The organism is Roseibium sp. Sym1 (genome assembly GCF_027359675.1).
In the GTDB taxonomy this organism is placed as follows: domain Bacteria; phylum Pseudomonadota; class Alphaproteobacteria; order Rhizobiales; family Stappiaceae; genus Roseibium.
In genome coordinates this window covers 642,193-658,674 of sequence record NZ_CP114786.1, presented here as the reverse complement: position 1 = coordinate 658,674, position 16,482 = coordinate 642,193, and the positions used below count along the sequence as shown (strand labels likewise).

At 63.1% G+C, this 16,482-nt stretch carries 15 protein-coding genes; 12 read left to right on the top strand and 3 right to left on the bottom strand.

What is annotated here, in order from left to right; all coding sequences use genetic code 11:
* Nucleotides 1-71: 71 nt before the first annotated feature.
* Entirely contained in the window at nucleotides 72-1,847 is a 1,776-nt protein-coding gene (mdoH, locus tag O6760_RS03020; RefSeq protein WP_269584009.1) for a glucans biosynthesis glucosyltransferase MdoH, read from the bottom strand.
* Between the two features lie 146 nt (nucleotides 1,848-1,993).
* Here mdoH and O6760_RS03015 point away from each other — a divergent pair, with 146 nt between their 5' ends.
* From O6760_RS03015 to O6760_RS02965, 11 genes are all read left to right on the top strand, one after another.
* Nucleotides 1,994-3,016 (top strand): zinc-dependent alcohol dehydrogenase, encoded by a 1,023-nt coding sequence (locus O6760_RS03015; protein WP_269584008.1) that lies wholly within the window; start codon nucleotides 1,994-1,996, stop codon nucleotides 3,014-3,016.
* A gap of 37 nt (nucleotides 3,017-3,053) precedes the next feature.
* A complete protein-coding gene (locus O6760_RS03010; protein WP_269584007.1) occupies nucleotides 3,054-3,452 on the top strand; it encodes a 6-pyruvoyl trahydropterin synthase family protein in 399 nt (132 codons plus the stop codon).
* Between the two features lie 7 nt (nucleotides 3,453-3,459).
* Complete coding sequence (locus O6760_RS03005; protein ID WP_269584006.1) at nucleotides 3,460-4,533, top strand: glycosyltransferase family 4 protein; 1,074 nt, start codon at nucleotides 3,460-3,462, stop codon at nucleotides 4,531-4,533.
* Entirely contained in the window at nucleotides 4,530-5,312 is a 783-nt protein-coding gene (locus O6760_RS03000) for a class I SAM-dependent methyltransferase (protein ID WP_269584005.1), read from the top strand. Before O6760_RS03005 ends, O6760_RS03000 begins: the two co-directional genes overlap by 4 nt.
* 43 nt (nucleotides 5,313-5,355) lie before the next feature.
* Nucleotides 5,356-5,886: a cytochrome b gene (locus O6760_RS02995; protein ID WP_269584004.1), complete on the top strand. Its 531-nt coding sequence runs from the start codon at nucleotides 5,356-5,358 to the stop codon at nucleotides 5,884-5,886.
* 216 nt (nucleotides 5,887-6,102) lie between these two features.
* Complete coding sequence (locus O6760_RS02990) at nucleotides 6,103-6,351, top strand: acyl carrier protein (RefSeq protein WP_269584003.1); 249 nt, start codon at nucleotides 6,103-6,105, stop codon at nucleotides 6,349-6,351.
* A gap of 3 nt (nucleotides 6,352-6,354) precedes the next feature.
* Nucleotides 6,355-7,536 (top strand): acyl-CoA dehydrogenase family protein, encoded by a 1,182-nt coding sequence (locus O6760_RS02985; protein WP_269584002.1) that lies wholly within the window; start codon nucleotides 6,355-6,357, stop codon nucleotides 7,534-7,536.
* Between the two features lie 2 nt (nucleotides 7,537-7,538).
* On the top strand, nucleotides 7,539-8,447 hold the full coding sequence (locus O6760_RS02980) for an amino acid--[acyl-carrier-protein] ligase (RefSeq protein WP_269584001.1): 909 nt from the start codon (nucleotides 7,539-7,541) through the stop codon (nucleotides 8,445-8,447).
* A gap of 13 nt (nucleotides 8,448-8,460) precedes the next feature.
* Nucleotides 8,461-9,486 (top strand): DUF1839 family protein, encoded by a 1,026-nt coding sequence (locus O6760_RS02975; protein WP_269584000.1) that lies wholly within the window; start codon nucleotides 8,461-8,463, stop codon nucleotides 9,484-9,486.
* 239 nt (nucleotides 9,487-9,725) lie between these two features.
* Nucleotides 9,726-12,179 carry a glycoside hydrolase family 2 protein gene (locus tag O6760_RS02970; protein ID WP_269583999.1) on the top strand — a complete coding sequence of 818 codons (2,454 nt, stop codon included), beginning with the start codon at nucleotides 9,726-9,728 and terminating at the stop codon, nucleotides 12,177-12,179.
* A gap of 27 nt (nucleotides 12,180-12,206) precedes the next feature.
* Nucleotides 12,207-13,271 (top strand): glycosyltransferase family 2 protein, encoded by a 1,065-nt coding sequence (locus O6760_RS02965; RefSeq protein ID WP_269583998.1) that lies wholly within the window; start codon nucleotides 12,207-12,209, stop codon nucleotides 13,269-13,271.
* 18 nt (nucleotides 13,272-13,289) lie between these two features.
* Here the strand turns inward: O6760_RS02965 and O6760_RS02960 are convergent, their stop codons facing one another.
* Entirely contained in the window at nucleotides 13,290-14,609 is a 1,320-nt protein-coding gene (locus tag O6760_RS02960) for a lipopolysaccharide biosynthesis protein (RefSeq protein WP_269583997.1), read from the bottom strand.
* Nucleotides 14,610-14,849: 240 nt separating this feature from the next.
* Between O6760_RS02960 and O6760_RS02955 the strand changes: the two genes are divergently transcribed.
* Nucleotides 14,850-15,530 (top strand): polysaccharide deacetylase family protein, encoded by a 681-nt coding sequence (locus tag O6760_RS02955; protein WP_269583996.1) that lies wholly within the window; start codon nucleotides 14,850-14,852, stop codon nucleotides 15,528-15,530.
* Nucleotides 15,531-15,540: 10 nt separating this feature from the next.
* Here the strand turns inward: O6760_RS02955 and O6760_RS02950 are convergent, their stop codons facing one another.
* On the bottom strand, nucleotides 15,541-16,452 hold the full coding sequence (locus O6760_RS02950; RefSeq protein WP_269583995.1) for a glycosyltransferase family 2 protein: 912 nt from the start codon (nucleotides 16,450-16,452) through the stop codon (nucleotides 15,541-15,543).
* Nucleotides 16,453-16,482: the final 30 nt, after the last annotated feature.

The following is a 16,482-nucleotide window of genomic DNA, read 5'->3' as shown; positions in this document are numbered from 1 at the left end:
GTTCAATTTCCTAAATGCAAAAAGACCGGCCAGGGGCCGGTCTTTTTGCTTTTGTGTGTTGCGCCCTGTCGCTACGCCTCGGCTGGCTTGGCGTCGCCCTGAACCAGGTCCGGTTCGCCCGAGACGGCCGCGGGGCCCTTGGCGAGAGCGGGCAGGTGCAGGTCCAGCAATTCTTCAGGCGGCGCGGTTTCCTCGGGAATGCGCCACAGGGTCGAGCGGATGGCGATGTTGCCGAGTGTGCGCGTGGAGGTGGCAACCGCGATCAGGCCCGCCAGCAGCGGTCCGATGGCGACCGGGACGACCGGCCACACAAGGGCGATGTCCTGACCGGACAGCCAGGCCAGCCCAGCGAGGCCGAACAGGGTCTGCGGCCACAGTTTTTGCAGGGCCAACGGCACCGGCAGGCGCTGCACGCCCCTGGCCTGTGCGCCCCAACCGATTGTCTTGCCGAAGATCAGTCCGCCCATGAACAGTGTGTGAGCAACGGCCATGATCGGTGCCAGCATGGCGGCGTAGAGGATCTCGGCGCCGACGCTCACGAGCACACGCAGGGGGCCGCCAAAGGCCTTCCTCAGATCCTTGCGCGCCAGCACATCCGCCACGGTTGCCAGTTTCGGCGCGAACACCATTGTCAGCACGGTGAAGAACACGGCGGCTCCCGTGTCCGCCCTGTAGGGCATGTAATCGGTGACCATGCCGAGCACTGCTGCCCCGGTCATGAAACCGATCCAGGCGGGAGAGCCGAGGAACATCAGGATGGCCAGCACCAGCTGCGCGCGGCTGACGGGCTTCAGGCCGGGCATGCCGACGAGGCGGCGGTACTGCAGGTTGCCCTGGCACCAGCGCAGGTCACGGCGGATGAACTCCAGGAGATGCGGCGGATTGGCCTCGTAGCTGCCGGTTTCCAGCGGCAGCACGCGGACCTCATAACCCGCCCGGCGCATCAGCACCGCTTCCACCTGGTCGTGGGACAGGATTGTTCCCGAAAGGGGGCCCTTGCCCGGCAGTTCCGGCAGGCGGCAATGGTCCTTGAAAGGCTGGATCCTCAGGATGGCATTGTGTCCCCAGTAGGGACCGCAGTCTCCCTGCCACCAGGCGCTGCCGATCGTGTAGGAGCGCATGCCCAGGCGCATGCCGAACTGGAAAACCCGTGCAAAGGCGCTGTCGGTCGGCAGGCCGACCACCAGGCTCTGCAGGATGCCGATTTTCGGGTTGATTTCCATGCGCCGCACCAGGCCGGTGATCGCATCGGCGGACATGTAGCTGTCTGCATCGAGCACAAGCGCGAAGTCATGCTGGTCGCCCCAGCGGTCGCAGAAGTCCTCGACATTACCGGCCTTGAAGCCCTTGTTGTTGCTGCGGCGACGGTAGATCACCTCCATCTTGCCCGCGAATCGCTCCTGGAGCCGCGCCGCCATCTGCTGTTCCTGGAGGGCAATGTCGTCCATGTCGGTATCGCTGAGGACGTAAAGCGTGAAATGTCCGGCCTGCCCGGCGCGCACAAGGCGCGTGACCATGGAGCTCAGATTGGTCTCGAGGCTTTCGGCATCCTCGTTGCGGACACAGGAGAGCAATGCCGTCGAGCTGGTCAGCGGCCGTGCCGCATCGCCGTGATCGATCGGGCAGACCGCCGTCACCGGGTTCCGGGAAAACCGCATCACGAAAAGGCCGATCACCGCGTTCCAGAAACCGATGATGGTCCAGGGCAGCGTCACCAGGAAGCAGGCGAGAATGAACAGGTCGAGAGGCGTGTAACCGCCGGGCGACAGGGTCAGGGCCATCAGGGCGGCAAGCCCGGCAAAGCTGGTGGCGAGGAGGGTGGCGAAGAAAATGCGCCTGGTGGTCATGGCAGCGGTTGATCCTTTGAATACAGGCATGTCAAACACTCGAAACATTTTTTTGACTTTCAATCGCGGCGATCATCGCAATAGTGCGCATGTCAAAATGTCCTAAAATTGACAGACCCAGGGTTGATGACCGGAGAGGATAGAGCATGACCGCAGAAGCACCGGTGACGCGCGGCACAGGCGATGCACGGGCGCTGTGGTACACCGGACCTGGGCAATGCGGGCTTGAACCCGCGGCCCGCAGTCAATTGCAGCCCGGTGACGTTCTGGTGCAGACGCTTTTCAGCGGTATCAGCCGGGGCACCGAAGGACTCGTGTTGCGTGGAGAGGTTCCGATGAGCGAATGGCAGCGCATGCGAGCGCCCTTTCAGGCCGGCGACTTCCCCTTTCCGGTGAAATACGGTTACGCCAATGTCGGAAGGGTTCTTGACGGGAACCCCGCACTTGCCGGCCGCGTTGTATTTTCGCTCTATCCGCATCAAACCGTCTTTGCTCTCCCGTCAGACGCCTGTGTGCCGGTTCCGGACGGCGTCCCTGCCGAACGTGCTGTTCTGGCGGCGAATATGGAAACGGCACTTAACGCTTTATGGGACGGAAAACCATCACCTGGGGATCACATCTGCGTGGTTGGCGGTGGTGCCGTCGGCCTCCTGACCGCATACGTTGCCGGGCGGCTGCCTGGATCAAAAGTGACGCTGGTCGATACCAATCCGGGCCGGGCCGCCGTCGCGGAGGCTCTGGGGATCGGCTTTGCGCTTCCGGAGGCGGCACCGGTCGACCAGGATCTGGTCTTTCATGCCAGCGCGACCTCGGCCGGTCTTGCAACAGCCTTGAAATGTGCGGGGGACGGCACGTCCATCGTCGAGATGAGCTGGTATGGCGAGGCAGATGTTCAGGTGCCGCTGGGGGCGGATTTCCATTGCCGCCGTTTGAAGCTGGTCTCCAGCCAGGTCGGCACCATTCCCGCGGACCGGCAGGCGCGTTGGACCTACCGGCGGCGCCTGCAAACGGCGCTGTCGCTGCTGGAGGATCCCGCGCTCGACAGGCTGATCAGCCACCGGATCGATTTTGAAGACCTGCCGGAGCGTCTTCCCGAAGTGTTGAACAAGACGTCAGATGTTCTGGCGGCATTGGTTGTGTATGACCGCGACGCCGGCCAAGCAGCCTGAGACCACCCAAGAAAACAGATATTTCAGGACGAGAGATATGTTTGCAGTAGAAGTACGCGACCACGTGATGATTGCCCATTCCTTCAAGGGCGAGCTCTTCGGCCCGGCCCAGGCGCTGCACGGGGCGACGTTTGTCATCGACGCGGCCTTCCTGGCCGAGAGCCTCGATGCCAATGGCGTGGTGATCGACATCGGCCGTGCGCATGAAGCCCTGAAGGAAGTGCTGGAGCCGCTCAACTACAAGAACCTCGACGAGGTGCCGGAGTTTGCCGGCATCAACACCACGACCGAATTCCTGACCAGGCATGTCCACGACCACCTGGCAGGTGCCGCGCGCGACAACCGGCTCGGCCGGCCGGGGACAGAGCTCGCCTCCATCCGGGTGACGATTTCGGAATCCCACGTGGCACGGGCCTGGTACGAAGCAGCGATCTGATCCGGTGATGCCCACCGTCTTTTTTGCCTATCCCGGCGACCTGGAAACACCGACCGGCGGCTACGGCTATGACAGGCGCATTGTCTCCGGCCTGCGCGAACTTGGCTGGCAGGTGCGGCTTGTTCCGTTGGGCGACGGATTTCCCTATCCGGCGGCCGAAACGCTTCGCGGAGCGGCCGACAAGCTGGCCGCGCTGCCGGACGCTACGCTTGTTGTCGTGGACGGTCTGGCGTTCGGCGTTCTGGACAAGGCCGCAGCCACCGAGGCCGGCCGTCTTCGCCTGGTCGCCCTGGTCCATCATCCGCTTTGCCTGGAAAACGGACTTGATGAAGAGGGAGCTCAAGCGCTTCTGAAAAGCGAACGGGCGGCCCTGCGCCATGTCCGGCGTGTGATCGTCACCAGTCCGGCCACGGCGGCGCAGGTCCACGACCTGTTCGCGGTCCCGGAAGAACGGATCACGACGATCCTGCCGGGCACCGACAAGCCGGAGCCCTATGCGCGCCCGTCAAGCGACCTGGCAAGCGATGTGGTCAGGCTGCTCTCGGTCGGCACGATCGTACCGCGCAAGGGCTATGATCTCCTGTTTGACGCCCTGGCCGGTCTTGCCGGGCCGAACAGCGCAAACTGGCATCTGGACATCGTCGGCGGGAAGGACGCGGACCCGGCCTGCTACACGGCCCTGAAAAAGCAGATCGGCGCGCTCGGTCTGGATGGGCGGATCACGTTCCATGGTGCGGTCGCTCAGCAGCGCCTGCCCGGTTTTTACCGCGCGGCCCATGTCTTCGTCCTGGCCAGCCGCTACGAGGGCTACGGCATGGCCTATACCGAAGCGCTCGCCCATGGTCTGCCGGTGATCGGCAGCGGCGGTGGTGCTGTGCGGGACACCCTGCCGGAGGGGGCCGCGATCTATTGCGGTACCGAGGATGTGGCGGCCCTGCGCGCCGGGCTGGACCGCCTGATCGGTCACCCTGAAGAACGGGCGCGCTATGAAACCGCCGCGAGACAGGCGGCCGGGGCACTGCCGGACTGGACGGCTTCGTCGGTTCGCTTTGCTGAAACCTTGCGGGAGGTCGCACAATGAGCGGTTTTTCATCCGAGTGGCTCGCCCTGCGCGAACCTCTCGACCTGGACGCGCGCAATCGGGACGTGGAGGACGCCTTCGTCGGGGGCCTTCCGCCCGGCCCGGTACGGCTGCTCGATCTCGCCAGCGGCGCGGGATCGACCGTTGCCGCCCTCGCGCCGCGCCTGGACCGACAGGTCGACTGGCTGCTGACCGACTACGATCCCGCCCTCCTGGCGATCGCGCAGGATCGCCGGGGCGACCGGGTCGCGACCCGGCAGGTCGATCTGCAAGCAGATCTCGAGCGGCTTCGCTTCGAAGACGTGGATGCCGTGACGACCTCCGCCTTTCTGGATCTCGCGTCGGAGCCGTTCCTGCGACGTCTGGCGGAGCGTGTGGCGGCGGCAAGGAAACCGTTTCTTGCCAGCCTGACCTATGACGGACGCTCGAGCTTTGCGCCCGCGCACCCGATGGACGAGCGGCTTCTGGAGGGCTTGAACCGGCACCAGCGCACGGACAAGGGGTTCGGCCCGGCGCTCGGCCCGGACGCCGCCGCTCGGGCGCTGACCCTGTTCGAGGAGAAGGGTTTCAAGGTCCTGTCCGGTCCGTCCGATTGGGAGATAACGCCCGCTTCCGCCGATTTCCTGATGGAATTTCTCTCCGGCTGGCTGCGCGTCGGACGGGAGTTGAGCCTGCCCGAGGACGCATTGGCATCCTGGTGGCAGGACCGGCAGGCCAGGATCCGGGCCGGCGAACTCTCCATGATGGTCGGCCATATCGATTTTGTTGCGCTTCCCTAGCTCCTGCCCGTAGGATGGCAGGAGCGTTAGAGGAGAGGCGTGAATGGCGAATGCCGTCGAACGTTACAGCCTGATCGCGCGGTCGATCCACTGGCTGACTGCCCTGATGGTGCTGACCATGGTGCCGGCCGGCCTGGTCATGATCCGCATCGAGGGCGGCGCGCTGCAAAACCAGCTGTTCGACTTCCACCGCTCCGTCGGCATCGTGCTGATGCTCCTGACGGTGCTGCGGCTGGCCTACCGGCTGACGCACCCGCCGGCACCGCTGCCCGACAGCATGCCGCATTGGCAGAAACTTGCCGCCAAGGCGACGCATGTCTTTCTCTATGGCTTCCTGCTGGTCAATCCGTTCCTGGGATGGGTGGCCACGTCCGCCTATGGCGCAAAGATCTCGGTGTTCGGCCTCTACACGATGCCGGCTCTGATCGCCAAGGACAGGGCATTGTCGGAACAGCTGTTTCAGGTTCACCTGGCCCTGGGGTTGCTGTTTACGGCGGCCGTGCTGCTGCACATTGCCGCCGCGCTCTATCATGGCCTTGTTCGCCGCGACGGTGTTCTGAGCCGCATGATCTGATCTGTTCGAAACAAGCTGTTTCGACTTATGGTCAAATACATGTCCTGGCGATAGCAAGTGATTAACGAGAGATTAACTTAAAAAAGTTTAATCCTTTTCCTTTTGTAATTTTTTACCATGCCCTTTAAGTGCAGTTTATTCTTTTTTGCACTAAATGACGCTTCGGAACTCAGGCTCAGGTTCCCGGTGAACCGATAGACAATGGCAAGGACTATTATGAAACAGACCATTCGGACCCTCCTGGCAAAGCACGGCAATCTGCCTGTCGCCATTGAAGACGTTGCCGACGGCGCGGATCTGTATGACGCGGGCCTGTCTTCCTTCGCCTCCGTGCAGGTCATGCTGGCGCTCGAAGAAGAATTCGATATCGAGTTCCCGGAGCACCTCCTGAACCGCAAGTCGTTTTCTTCCGTCGACGAGATCGCGGCTGCCCTGACCGAAATCCTCGAAGAACAGGCCGCCTGATCCATGACCGCTGCAGCCAAGATTACTGCGCTGGCGCTGGCAGACCGTGCGAAACGGGCTGCCAAGGTCGCCGCCGAATTTGCCGATCAGGTCGATATTGAAGGACGCTTTCCTTCCGAGGGCATGGACGCCCTGAAATCCGAACGGCTGATGGGCATCATGATCCGTCCGGAACTGGGCGGCGAGGGCGCCAGCCTTACGGAGGTCGCGGATGTCTGCGCGATCCTGGGACAGGCCTGTGCAGCCACGGCGATGACCTATGCCATGCACCAGATCCAGATCGCCAGCCTGGCCGACTATGCCGTGGGCAGCGCCTGGCACGAGGCACTCCAGAAGCGGATCTGCGACGAGCAGCTGTTGATCGCCTCCGCGACCAGCGAGGCCGGTATCGGCGGCAACCTGCGCAATTCGCTCTGCGCGATCGAGGTTGACGGCGACACGGCCCGGCTCACCAAGGACGCCACCGTCATCTCCTACGGCGCGGACGCGGACGCCATCATGGTCACCTCCCGCCGCCATCCGGACGCGGCGCATTCGGACCAGGTCGCGACGATCTTCCTCAAGGACCAGTACACGCTCGAGCAGACCAGCAAGTGGGACACGCTCGGCATGCGCGGCACCTGTTCCGACGGTTACATCTTCAAGGCGGAAGCTCCGTCCGAGCAGATCCTGCCGCGGCCCTTCGCCGAAATCGCTGCCCAATCCATGCTGGCCGTCTCGCATCTGCTGTGGGGATCGCTGTGGTACGGCATTGCCGCGGACGCCGCGGCCCGGGCGCAGAGTTTCGTCAAGGCCGCCGCGCGCAAGTCGCCCGGCCAGGTGCCTCCCGGTGCGCTGCGCCTTGCAGAGGCATCCAGCCTGCTGCAGCTGGTCAAGGCCAATGTTGTCGCCGGCCTGAAGCAGTTCGAGGGCTGCAAGGGCGACAGCGACGCACTCAATGCCATGAGCTTTTCCGTTGCCATGAACAACGTCAAGATCGGCACCTCCCAGACCATCCTGGAAATCATCAACCACTGCATGCTGATCTGCGGGATCGCCGGATACAAGAACGGCACGCCGTTCAGTCTCGGCCGCCATCTGCGCGATGCCCATTCGGCGCAGCTGATGATCTCCAATGACCGGATCCTTGGCAACACGTCGACCATGCTGTTGGTCAACAAACAAGACACCAGTCTTTTGGGGTGATGATGGACGCGCAAGTCTCTTTTCTCGATCAGTTGTTCAATGAAGGCGTTTTGCATGACAGCGGCGTCGACGGGCTTTATGCCCGCAGCGGTGAATTTGAGGACGTCATTGCCCGTTTCGAGACATTCGCCCTGACCTACGGCCAGGACGAGATTTCCGAAGCCATGGTGTTCCCGCCGGGCATGACCATGCAGGATTTCGAGACCAGCGGCTACATGAAGAGCTTTCCGCAGCTCGCCGGCACCGTTCATGCCTTTTGCGGCAATGACCACGACCACATGGGCCTGCTGCAATGCATGGCGGCAGGCGACGACTGGTCCGAACACCAGAAGCCGACACAGGTGGCCCTGACGCCCGCGGCCTGCTACCCGCTCTATCCGATCCTGTCCCGGCGCGGACCGCTTGCCGAGGACGGCGCCTATGTCGCCCTGCAGTCCTACTGCTTCCGGCACGAGCCCTCCAAGGACCCGGCCCGGATGCAGATGTTCCGCCAACGCGAATATGTCCGTGTCGGTTCGGCCGAGCAGACCATGGCATTCCGGGAAACCTGGAAGGAACGCGGCCAGGACATGATGAAGCGCCTCGAGCTGCCGCATCACGTCGATGTCGCCAATGATCCGTTCTTCGGCCGCGCCGGCAAGATCATGGCGTCCGGCCAGCGCGAGCAGGAACTGAAATTCGAGATGCTGGTGCCGATCACCTCGGAAGAAAACCCGACCGCCTGCATGAGCTTCAACTATCACATGGACAATTTCGGCAAGGCCTGGGACATCCGCCAGGCCGACGGCGAGCCGGCCCACACCGCCTGCGTCGGCTTCGGCCTGGAGCGTCTGGCGCTGGCCCTGTTCCGGCACCATGGCTTTGATACCGCCAAGTGGCCTGCGGGCGTGCGCTCGGCGCTCTGGCCTTGAGGGAACACGCTTGATGAGCGAAGCCGTCTTCGATCGCCTCAGCGCGGCGACCTATCAGCGCAGCCCGCTCCATGCCCAGGAGCGGGACTGGCCGGAAACCAACTGCTATCTCGATGTCTGGATTGAGCTGCTGCCTTCACTCGGCCTGCCGCCGGAAGCCTGTCTCGCCTATTCGGTGACCCAGGATTTCGAGGGTGACCAGTTCACCTTCTTCAAGGTGCCGCTCGAGGACCTGGAAGCGCTCTACGGGCTCAAGGTCACGGAACTCGCGATCTATGACAAGGTCGAGACCCATGTCCGGCAGCAGATCGAGCGTGGCCGCATCTCGCTGGTGGAGGTCGACAGCTACTTCCTGCCGGACACGCACGGCGTCGGCTATCACGAGGCCCACGGCAAGACCACGATCGCGGTCAACCGGATGGATCTCGAGGCGCGGACCCTGGAGTATTTCCACGGTCTCGGTCTGCATCGCCTGGAGGGCGACGATTTCGACGGAGTGTTCCAGCGCGGAGACCATGCCAAGGCGGTCCCGTTCCTGCCCTATACCGAATTCGTGAAGTTTCCGGAGGTCCTGCCGTCGCCGGAGCATGTCCTGTCGGTCTCGGAAGACTTGCTGCGCCACCACCTGAAACGCCGGCCCGCCGACAATCCGGTGGCTGCCTTTGCACGCGTGTTTCCGGCCCAGGTGGAAAAGGTGTCCGAACGCGAGTTCGATTTCTTCCATCTCTATGCTTTCAACACGTTGCGCCAGCTCGGTGCAAATTTCGAACTTTTCTCGGCCTACCTGGCCTGGCTGGTGAACCAGGGTCGCCCGGAACTGGCCGACTGTGTCGATTTTGCCAAGACCATCTCGTCCACCTGCAAGATGGTTCAGTTCAAGCTGGCCCGCGCGGTGATGCGCAAGAAATTCCAGGGGCTGGACGAAGCCCTGGTGCCGGCCGCCGATGCCTGGGACAGGCTGATGGAACAGCTTGACCGGCACTACACAGAAACGCAGGACGCCCGTTTTACGCCCGTCGTCAGCGCCGCCGGGGCCTGATCTGAATTTGCAAAGGTAAAAACGGACGCTTCACCCAAGGCGTCATCCTGAGGAGGACCTTCAGGTCCGTCTCGAAGGATGGGCCACTCGCCAGGGGGCTTGCTGCGGATCCTTCGAGACGGGCTTTCAGCCCTCCTCAGGATGACGGCATGGGGTGGGCCTGGTCTGTCGGGAAATTGGATTGAACGCCAGGCAAAGGACAAGGGGTTTCCTTGCCTGACCAGATTGAAAGGGTTCGGATGATCGATTTGTCCGGAATAAACTGGACACTGTCAGTAACCGAAGCAGGCGCTTTCGGCTCGCCCCTGGTCACGGGTCATCAATGGGACATCGTGCCCGCCAGCGTGCCGGGCACCGTTGCCGGCGCCCTGGCGGCGGCCGGCCGCTACGACCCGGACGCACCTGCCCCGCTTCATGACAGGGATGTCTGGTACGAAGGCCGGTTCGACGCGGAACCGGGACCCTATCACCTGTGCTTCGACGGCCTTGCGACCATCGCGGAAGTCTATCTGAATGACGCCCTGGTCCTGGAGAGCGGGAACATGTTCCGCAGCCATGACGTTGCGGTCGAACTTCAGGGCAGCAATGTCCTGAAGATCTGTTTCCGCGCGCTGGAGCCTCATCTGGCTGCCAAGGGCCCCCGCGCCCGCTGGAAACCGCAGCTGGCCACTTCCCAGGGACTGCGGCTGGTGCGCACGACGCTGCTGGGCCACATGCCCGGCTGGTGCCCGGAGATCCATGCTGTCGGTCCCTACCGGGCGGTACGGATCGAGCCTGCGGGAGCGGTACGGATTGCCGGTCGGCATGTTCTCGCCGATCTGGCGCCGGATGGCAGTGCGTCTTTGACCGTCTCGCTCCGGCTTGAAAACACCGATGCCGTTCCCGTGCTTTCCTGCGCCGGGGCTTCAGTGGAGATGTCCCCTCAGGAGGACGGCTCCTTTGCCGCAACGCTGCGGCCGGACAATGTCACGCCCTGGATGCCGCATACCCACGGCACGCCCGCGCTTTACGAGATATCCGTGCGCGCCGGCGAAGAAACGTTTTCGCTCGGCAGGACGGGCTTCCGGCGTCTGGAGGCGGATCACGGCGACGACGGCAAGGGCTTCGGCCTGGAGGTCAACGGCGTCGCGGTCTTCTGCCGGGGCGCGGTCTGGACGAATGCCGATCTGCTGACCCTGTCGGGAGACGCCGACACCTATCGGCCCCTGCTCGAAGCCGCCCGCGACGCCGGCATGAACATGCTGCGCATCGGCGGCACCATGCTCTACGAAACCCGCGCCTTCTTCGAACTGTGCGATGAACTCGGCATTCTGGTCTGGCAGGACTTCCAGTTCGCCAATTACGACTACCCGGTCAAGGACGAAGCCTTTGTCGCGGAGGTCCGTGCCGAGGTCCGCGACCAGTTGTCGGTCTCCATGGGCTGCCCCTCGCTGGCGGTCCTTTGCGGCGGCAGCGAGATCTACCAGCAGGGCGCCATGATGGGGCTTCCCGAAGCGCGCTGGAAAGGGCCGCTTTGCGAGGAGATCCTTCCCGACCTTGCTTCGATCCTGCGGGTGGATGTGCCCTATGCGCCCAATTCGCCCTGCGGCGGCGTGCTGCCATTCTCGCCCAATGAGGGCATTGCCCACTATTACGGCGTCGGGGCCTATCTCAGGCCGCTGGAGGACGCCCGCCGGGCGGAGGTCCGCTTTGCCGGCGAGTGCCTGGCCTTTTCCAACATTCCCGATCAGCAAAGCCTCGACGAGGGCCTGCCGGTCAAGCCGGCGCATGATCCGCACTGGAAGGCGCGCGTGCCGCGCGACCGGGGCGCCGGCTGGGACTTCGAGGATGTGCGCGACCACTATCTGAACGCGCTTTACGGAATTGACCCCGCCACCCTGCGCTATGGCGATCCGGACCGCTATCTGGAACTCGGCCGGGCGGTGACCGGTGAGGTCATGGAACGGACCTTTGCCGAGTGGCGCAGACCGGGCTCGCCATGCCGGGGCGCCCTCGTGTGGACCTTCTCCGACCTGGCATTGGGCGCCGGATGGGGGCTGATCGACGCGGCGGGCCGGCCGAAACCGGCCTGGTACGCGCTCAAGCGCGCGTTCCGGCCGTTGCAGGTGGCCCTGACCGACGAGGGCACCAACGGGCTTGCCATTCACGCGGTCAACGACCGGCCGGAGGAAAAGGCGGTGACGCTCACGCTCGCCTGCCTGAAGGACGGCCAGGTGCCGGTCGTCTCCGGCGCCAAGGACCTGGTCCTGGCACCGCATAGCGGGCAGACCTTCAATGCGGTCGAGCTGATCGGCGCCTTTTTCGACGTCACCTATGCCTACCGCTTCGGACCGCTTTCCCATGATGTGACGATTGTACGCCTTCTGGATCCGGAGACCGGAGCGGTGCTGGCCGATGCCTGCCATTTTCCGGAAGGGCATGGGCAAAACAGGCATTTCGACGCGCCCGAGATCGAACTCCTGCCCGGCGGGGAGGACAGCTGGTGGCTGACCATTGAAGCAGCGCGTTTCCTGCAGTCGGTGTCGCTTCGGGTTCCGGGATACGTGCCGGAGGACAACTGGTTTCACCTGGCGCCCGGAGTTGCCAGGCGTGTGCTGCTGACAAAGGGCAGGACGGGTCCGGAAGCACCGAAACCGGCTGGAGTGCTGAAGGCGATCAACCTGGGAAGGCAAATCGGGTTCAAACATGACTGACTGCGAGCGACCGGGATACACGAGACGATGACCTTTCCGTCCACAACGCGGCATCGCGTGACGATGCAGATCAACACCTATCCGCTCGACTTGCCGCATTTCGAGGACACCCTGGCCCACAAGATGCGGACTTTCGGGGGGCAGGTGGACCGGACGATCGTGACGGTGGACGTGCGCCCGCCGCAATCGGGACGCTACAAGGGGGATCCGAAGGCCGATCGCTACATGCAGAGCCTGGAGACCTTCCGGGCGCTCTATCCCATTCTGGAAGACCGCTACGAGAACCTGTCCTTTCACGAGGTGGATTACAGCGCCGCGGAAAGGGACAGGGTGTCGAAATATTTCCTCGGCGCGCAGGAGATGCCGGACAAGGCCTGGGATGGTGGGCCGTTCTATTGTTATTTCCAGGGCATCCTGGCTGCCGACAGCGACTATGTTCTGCACATGGACGCGGACATGCTGTTCGGCGGTCAGAGCCAGACCTGGGTAGAGGAATCCATCGCCCTGCTGCAGCAACGCGAAGATCTCCTGTTCACCAGCCCACTGCCGGGGCCGCCTCATCCCGACGGCTTGAAGGGACGGCATGACGGCGCGCACCACGCGTTTGACGAGGATGTGGTCGACGGCCGCCTGGCCTATCGCTTTCATTTCGTCAGCACGCGGGTGTTCCTGATGGACATGAACCGGTTCAAGGCGAGCGTCGGCACGCTTGATCTCGACACGCCGCCGCTGACCTTTCGTCTGCGAGGGACACTCCTGGGCAATCCGATCAAGGCGCTCAGCGCGGAACAGGTGCTCAGTCTGACGCTGCAGAAACACGGACTGGGAAACATGTGTTTCCTCGGAGCGGGAGACGGCATGTATTCGTTGCATCCGCCGTTTCATTTTCCGGCGTTTCACGCGGCGCTGCCGGAGTTGATCGACCAGGTCGAAAGGGGGGATATTCCGGACGGCCAGCGCGGCGACTACGATATCAACGACAGCCTGTTCGACCTCTCCGAAGCGCGCCAGCAACATGCGCGTCACCGTCGTATCCAGCGCAGGTTCAAGGATATTGTCACCTATTGGGGTGACCGCCTGAAGGTTTCCTGAGCGAAATCCGCGTGACGTCTATTTCGTCTCGGAAGAGCCGGCCTTTGCGCCGACCTGCGACTTCTTGCGGCCGATCAGGCCCCAGGTCAGGGCGACGATACCGGCTTGAAGTGCCATGCGCGACAGCACGGCGCCTTCCAGGGCGCCGAGGTTGCAGCCGGCCCAGACGACGCCCACGATCACGAAATTGGACACGAAGACCAGGATGACGCGGGTGCCCTGCATCCCGATGGAGCGCATGATGTCCGCGCCGATGCCCGCCGCGCCGAGCAACAGCGGATAAATGGCGAGAAGCCGGATCAGTCCGACCGTTTCCTCGTAGTCCTCGCCAAGCAGCAACGGAACGTAGCCCGCGATGAGGACAATGAAGACGGCAACTGCAAGACCCAGTCCTGAGATGACCGGCAGGACACGCAGTCCGAAGGCGATGCCGTGTTCGGCGCCTTTGTCGGCATGACGAAAGTACCGGGTATAGGTGGCATAGAGTGCGGCCTTGACTGGTGTGGTGGCCGCATCGATGATCCTGAAGGCGGCTGTGTAGATACCGGCCTGTGCCGGTCCGAGCAGTTCCACGACAACCGGCTTGTCGAGGTCGCGCATTCCCGACACGGATGTGAACTCGAGGCTGAGCAGAAATCCCTGCCTGAATTCAAAGCCCGAGAAGATCGGGCCGGGCAGGCCGTAATCCTTGAGCACCATCGTCAGGGACACACCGGAAGCCAGCAGGCTGGCGCAGGCATACCACAATGCCCAGGTGTCCAGGTCCACGGTGTCGGTCGTCAGCGTCAGCACCGCGACCGCCAGAAAGCGCAGGATCATGATGGCATTGTCGACGGCAAATTGTTTGCCGGCACGGTCATGCGCCATGTAGGTCGCCGAGCACAGGAACGAGATTTTCCGAAAGACGCATTCCGCCGCCAGGATGCAGAACAGGCCCCAGAAACTGAACGTTCCGGTGTCGAGAAAATAGAGAACGGCGAACGCGAGCATCATGGCCGGGGCGAACGTCATCAGCATCATGGCGAGGGCGCGGCCGAAATAACTGGCGAAGGCGTCCCTGTTGACCGCGATTCTCTGGATCAGCAGATGATCGCTTCCAAGCCCGACAAACACGCTCACCATGAGGGCGATGGCGGAGACACTGGCAAAGATGCCGTAGCCGCTCGGGCCGAGGACCCGGCTGATCAGCGCGAAGAAGCCGAACTGCGTGAGCACCTGGAGGCCGAAATTGATGCCGTAATAGATCGTGTTGCGCACGACCGGCCGCGCACCGACTTCACGAATCCTGGCAATCAGGCCGACAGGTTTCTGCGGTTCCGGCTGGACCTCTTCACTCACCGTTCGACCTCACGGCTGATTTCGGGATGGACCTTGGCATGGCTCGGCATAATCGGTTTCAGCAGTTCCGTAAGAGATTGAAGATCAACGCTCTCCGGTATTGGGGACAGGACATGGGCAGGCGACCCTTATCACCGCATCGGTTAACATTCTGACCCGGTGACGCTTTCTTCAAGAAATTGGCTTTATTGATCCGTCAGACTTGATATCCGAACCGCAAGGCAAAAGGTAGCGCTTCCCATGTTGGCCAGAACCCAAGTTCTCACATTCCATGGCATCGGCGCACCGGCGGTTCCGGTTTCAGCGGACGAAAAACGCTACTTCGTCTCACAAGACACCTACCGAAACACGATCGGCAGTCTTGCGGCGCTGGAACGCCGTCATGATGTCCGGCTGGAGGTCACGTTCGACGACGGCAATCTTTCCGACTTCACTGTCGGCTTACCCGCCCTCGTGGAAGCCGGCCGCTCGGCCCGTTTTTTTGTGCTTGCCGGACGCATCGGCGCCGAGGGCTACCTGACCGGGGAACAGATGCGCCAGATCATTTCCGCCGGATCGACGATCGGTTGTCATGGCCATGATCATGTCGACTGGCGCAAGCTCGACGCGGCGGGTCTTCGAAGGGAACTGCACGATGCCCGGAAAAAGATCGAGGATGCGGTCGGGGCGCCGGTAAGGGAAGCCGCCATCCCGTTCGGCGCCTTCGACCGGCACGTGCTGCACCGGCTCAGGGAAGCGGGCTACGCCCGGGTGTATTCGAGCACGTCCGGTTTTGCATATGACAAGGCCTGGTTCTGCCCGCGCTGGTCCGTGACCGATACATTCGATCCTGATCGCGACGTCGGTCCGCGCCTCGGGACCGGGCAGAAAGTCAGAAGTTCGGTCTACGCCCTGGCACGGCGGTTTCGCTACCGGATCTGAATGTCCGGAACTACCGGTCCGGCTTGCTGTAGAGCTCGGCCAGCGGCAGGCCCAGGACCGCGCGCAATTTGCCCGTGTTCAGCGCGAGCTTCTGGCGCATGCGGAATGAACGTGCCCGGTCGAACAACCGGGTGGCGACAGACAGCAATCCGGCGGCCGCGCATTTCGCCAATGCGGAGAGCGCGAAGAGGACATGCCAGACCGGATCAGGATGCCGGGCGAGCCGCATATGTCCGTAGGACTGGCCGGAGCGCACGGCCCGGTTCAGGATGAATTCCGCCGACAGCCGTTCCGCGGGCACATGCTCGTGGGCGACAGCGTCGTCGGTTGCAAAGATCCGGGCGCCCTTCTCGGCGGCCTGCCCGAAGAACATGGTGTCCTCTCCACCTGTGCGCCCGTAAGCCTCGTCGAACCTGAGGCCGAGCGAACGGATGAGGCTGAGCCGTACCAGGGTGTTGCCGCCGCGGCCCGTGTAGAGCCGTTTGCCCCTGTGCCCCCAGTCATTGTAGAGCGGGTTTGCCTTCGCGAGCCATTCCGGTGTCTCCGGGGGATAATCGGGCCGGACGGGACCGATGACCACGTCCGCCTGAAAGTCTTCCTGGCACGCGAACAGTCTTTCAAGCCAGTCGGGCTCGACCCACTCGTCATCGTCGACAAAGATCAGCCAGTCGCCTTCCGCCCCTTCAAGTAGCGCGTTGCGCGCGCTCGAAATGTTGCCGCTGGCAACCTTCAGGCAGGTGACCTCAAGGTTCTTGACCGGGTGCGCCGTGACCAGTTTCGTGGCGGCGCCGTCGCTTGAATCGTCCGCAATCAGGACGTCCAGGCTGGTGTTCCGAGGTCTCCTGACGGCCGCGATCGACCGGAGCGTCTCGATCAGCGTCTCTCTGCCGATGCTTGCGATGGCCACGGAGACTCTTTCCATTATTTGACGCGCTCCCAACCCGGGTTAAGT

Coding starts and splice junctions, on each gene's coding strand:
- mdoH (WP_269584009.1), bottom strand. CDS start 1,847: ATGACCACCAGGCGCATTTTCTTCGCCACCCTCCTCGCCACCAGCTTT.
- O6760_RS03015 (WP_269584008.1), top strand. CDS start 1,994: ATGACCGCAGAAGCACCGGTGACGCGCGGCACAGGCGATGCACGGGCG.
- O6760_RS03010 (WP_269584007.1), top strand. CDS start 3,054: ATGTTTGCAGTAGAAGTACGCGACCACGTGATGATTGCCCATTCCTTC.
- O6760_RS03005 (WP_269584006.1), top strand. CDS start 3,460: ATGCCCACCGTCTTTTTTGCCTATCCCGGCGACCTGGAAACACCGACC.
- O6760_RS03000 (WP_269584005.1), top strand. CDS start 4,530: ATGAGCGGTTTTTCATCCGAGTGGCTCGCCCTGCGCGAACCTCTCGAC.
- O6760_RS02995 (WP_269584004.1), top strand. CDS start 5,356: ATGGCGAATGCCGTCGAACGTTACAGCCTGATCGCGCGGTCGATCCAC.
- O6760_RS02990 (WP_269584003.1), top strand. CDS start 6,103: ATGAAACAGACCATTCGGACCCTCCTGGCAAAGCACGGCAATCTGCCT.
- O6760_RS02985 (WP_269584002.1), top strand. CDS start 6,355: ATGACCGCTGCAGCCAAGATTACTGCGCTGGCGCTGGCAGACCGTGCG.
- O6760_RS02980 (WP_269584001.1), top strand. CDS start 7,539: ATGGACGCGCAAGTCTCTTTTCTCGATCAGTTGTTCAATGAAGGCGTT.
- O6760_RS02975 (WP_269584000.1), top strand. CDS start 8,461: ATGAGCGAAGCCGTCTTCGATCGCCTCAGCGCGGCGACCTATCAGCGC.
- O6760_RS02970 (WP_269583999.1), top strand. CDS start 9,726: ATGATCGATTTGTCCGGAATAAACTGGACACTGTCAGTAACCGAAGCA.
- O6760_RS02965 (WP_269583998.1), top strand. CDS start 12,207: ATGACCTTTCCGTCCACAACGCGGCATCGCGTGACGATGCAGATCAAC.
- O6760_RS02955 (WP_269583996.1), top strand. CDS start 14,850: ATGTTGGCCAGAACCCAAGTTCTCACATTCCATGGCATCGGCGCACCG.
- O6760_RS02950 (WP_269583995.1), bottom strand. CDS start 16,452: ATGGAAAGAGTCTCCGTGGCCATCGCAAGCATCGGCAGAGAGACGCTG.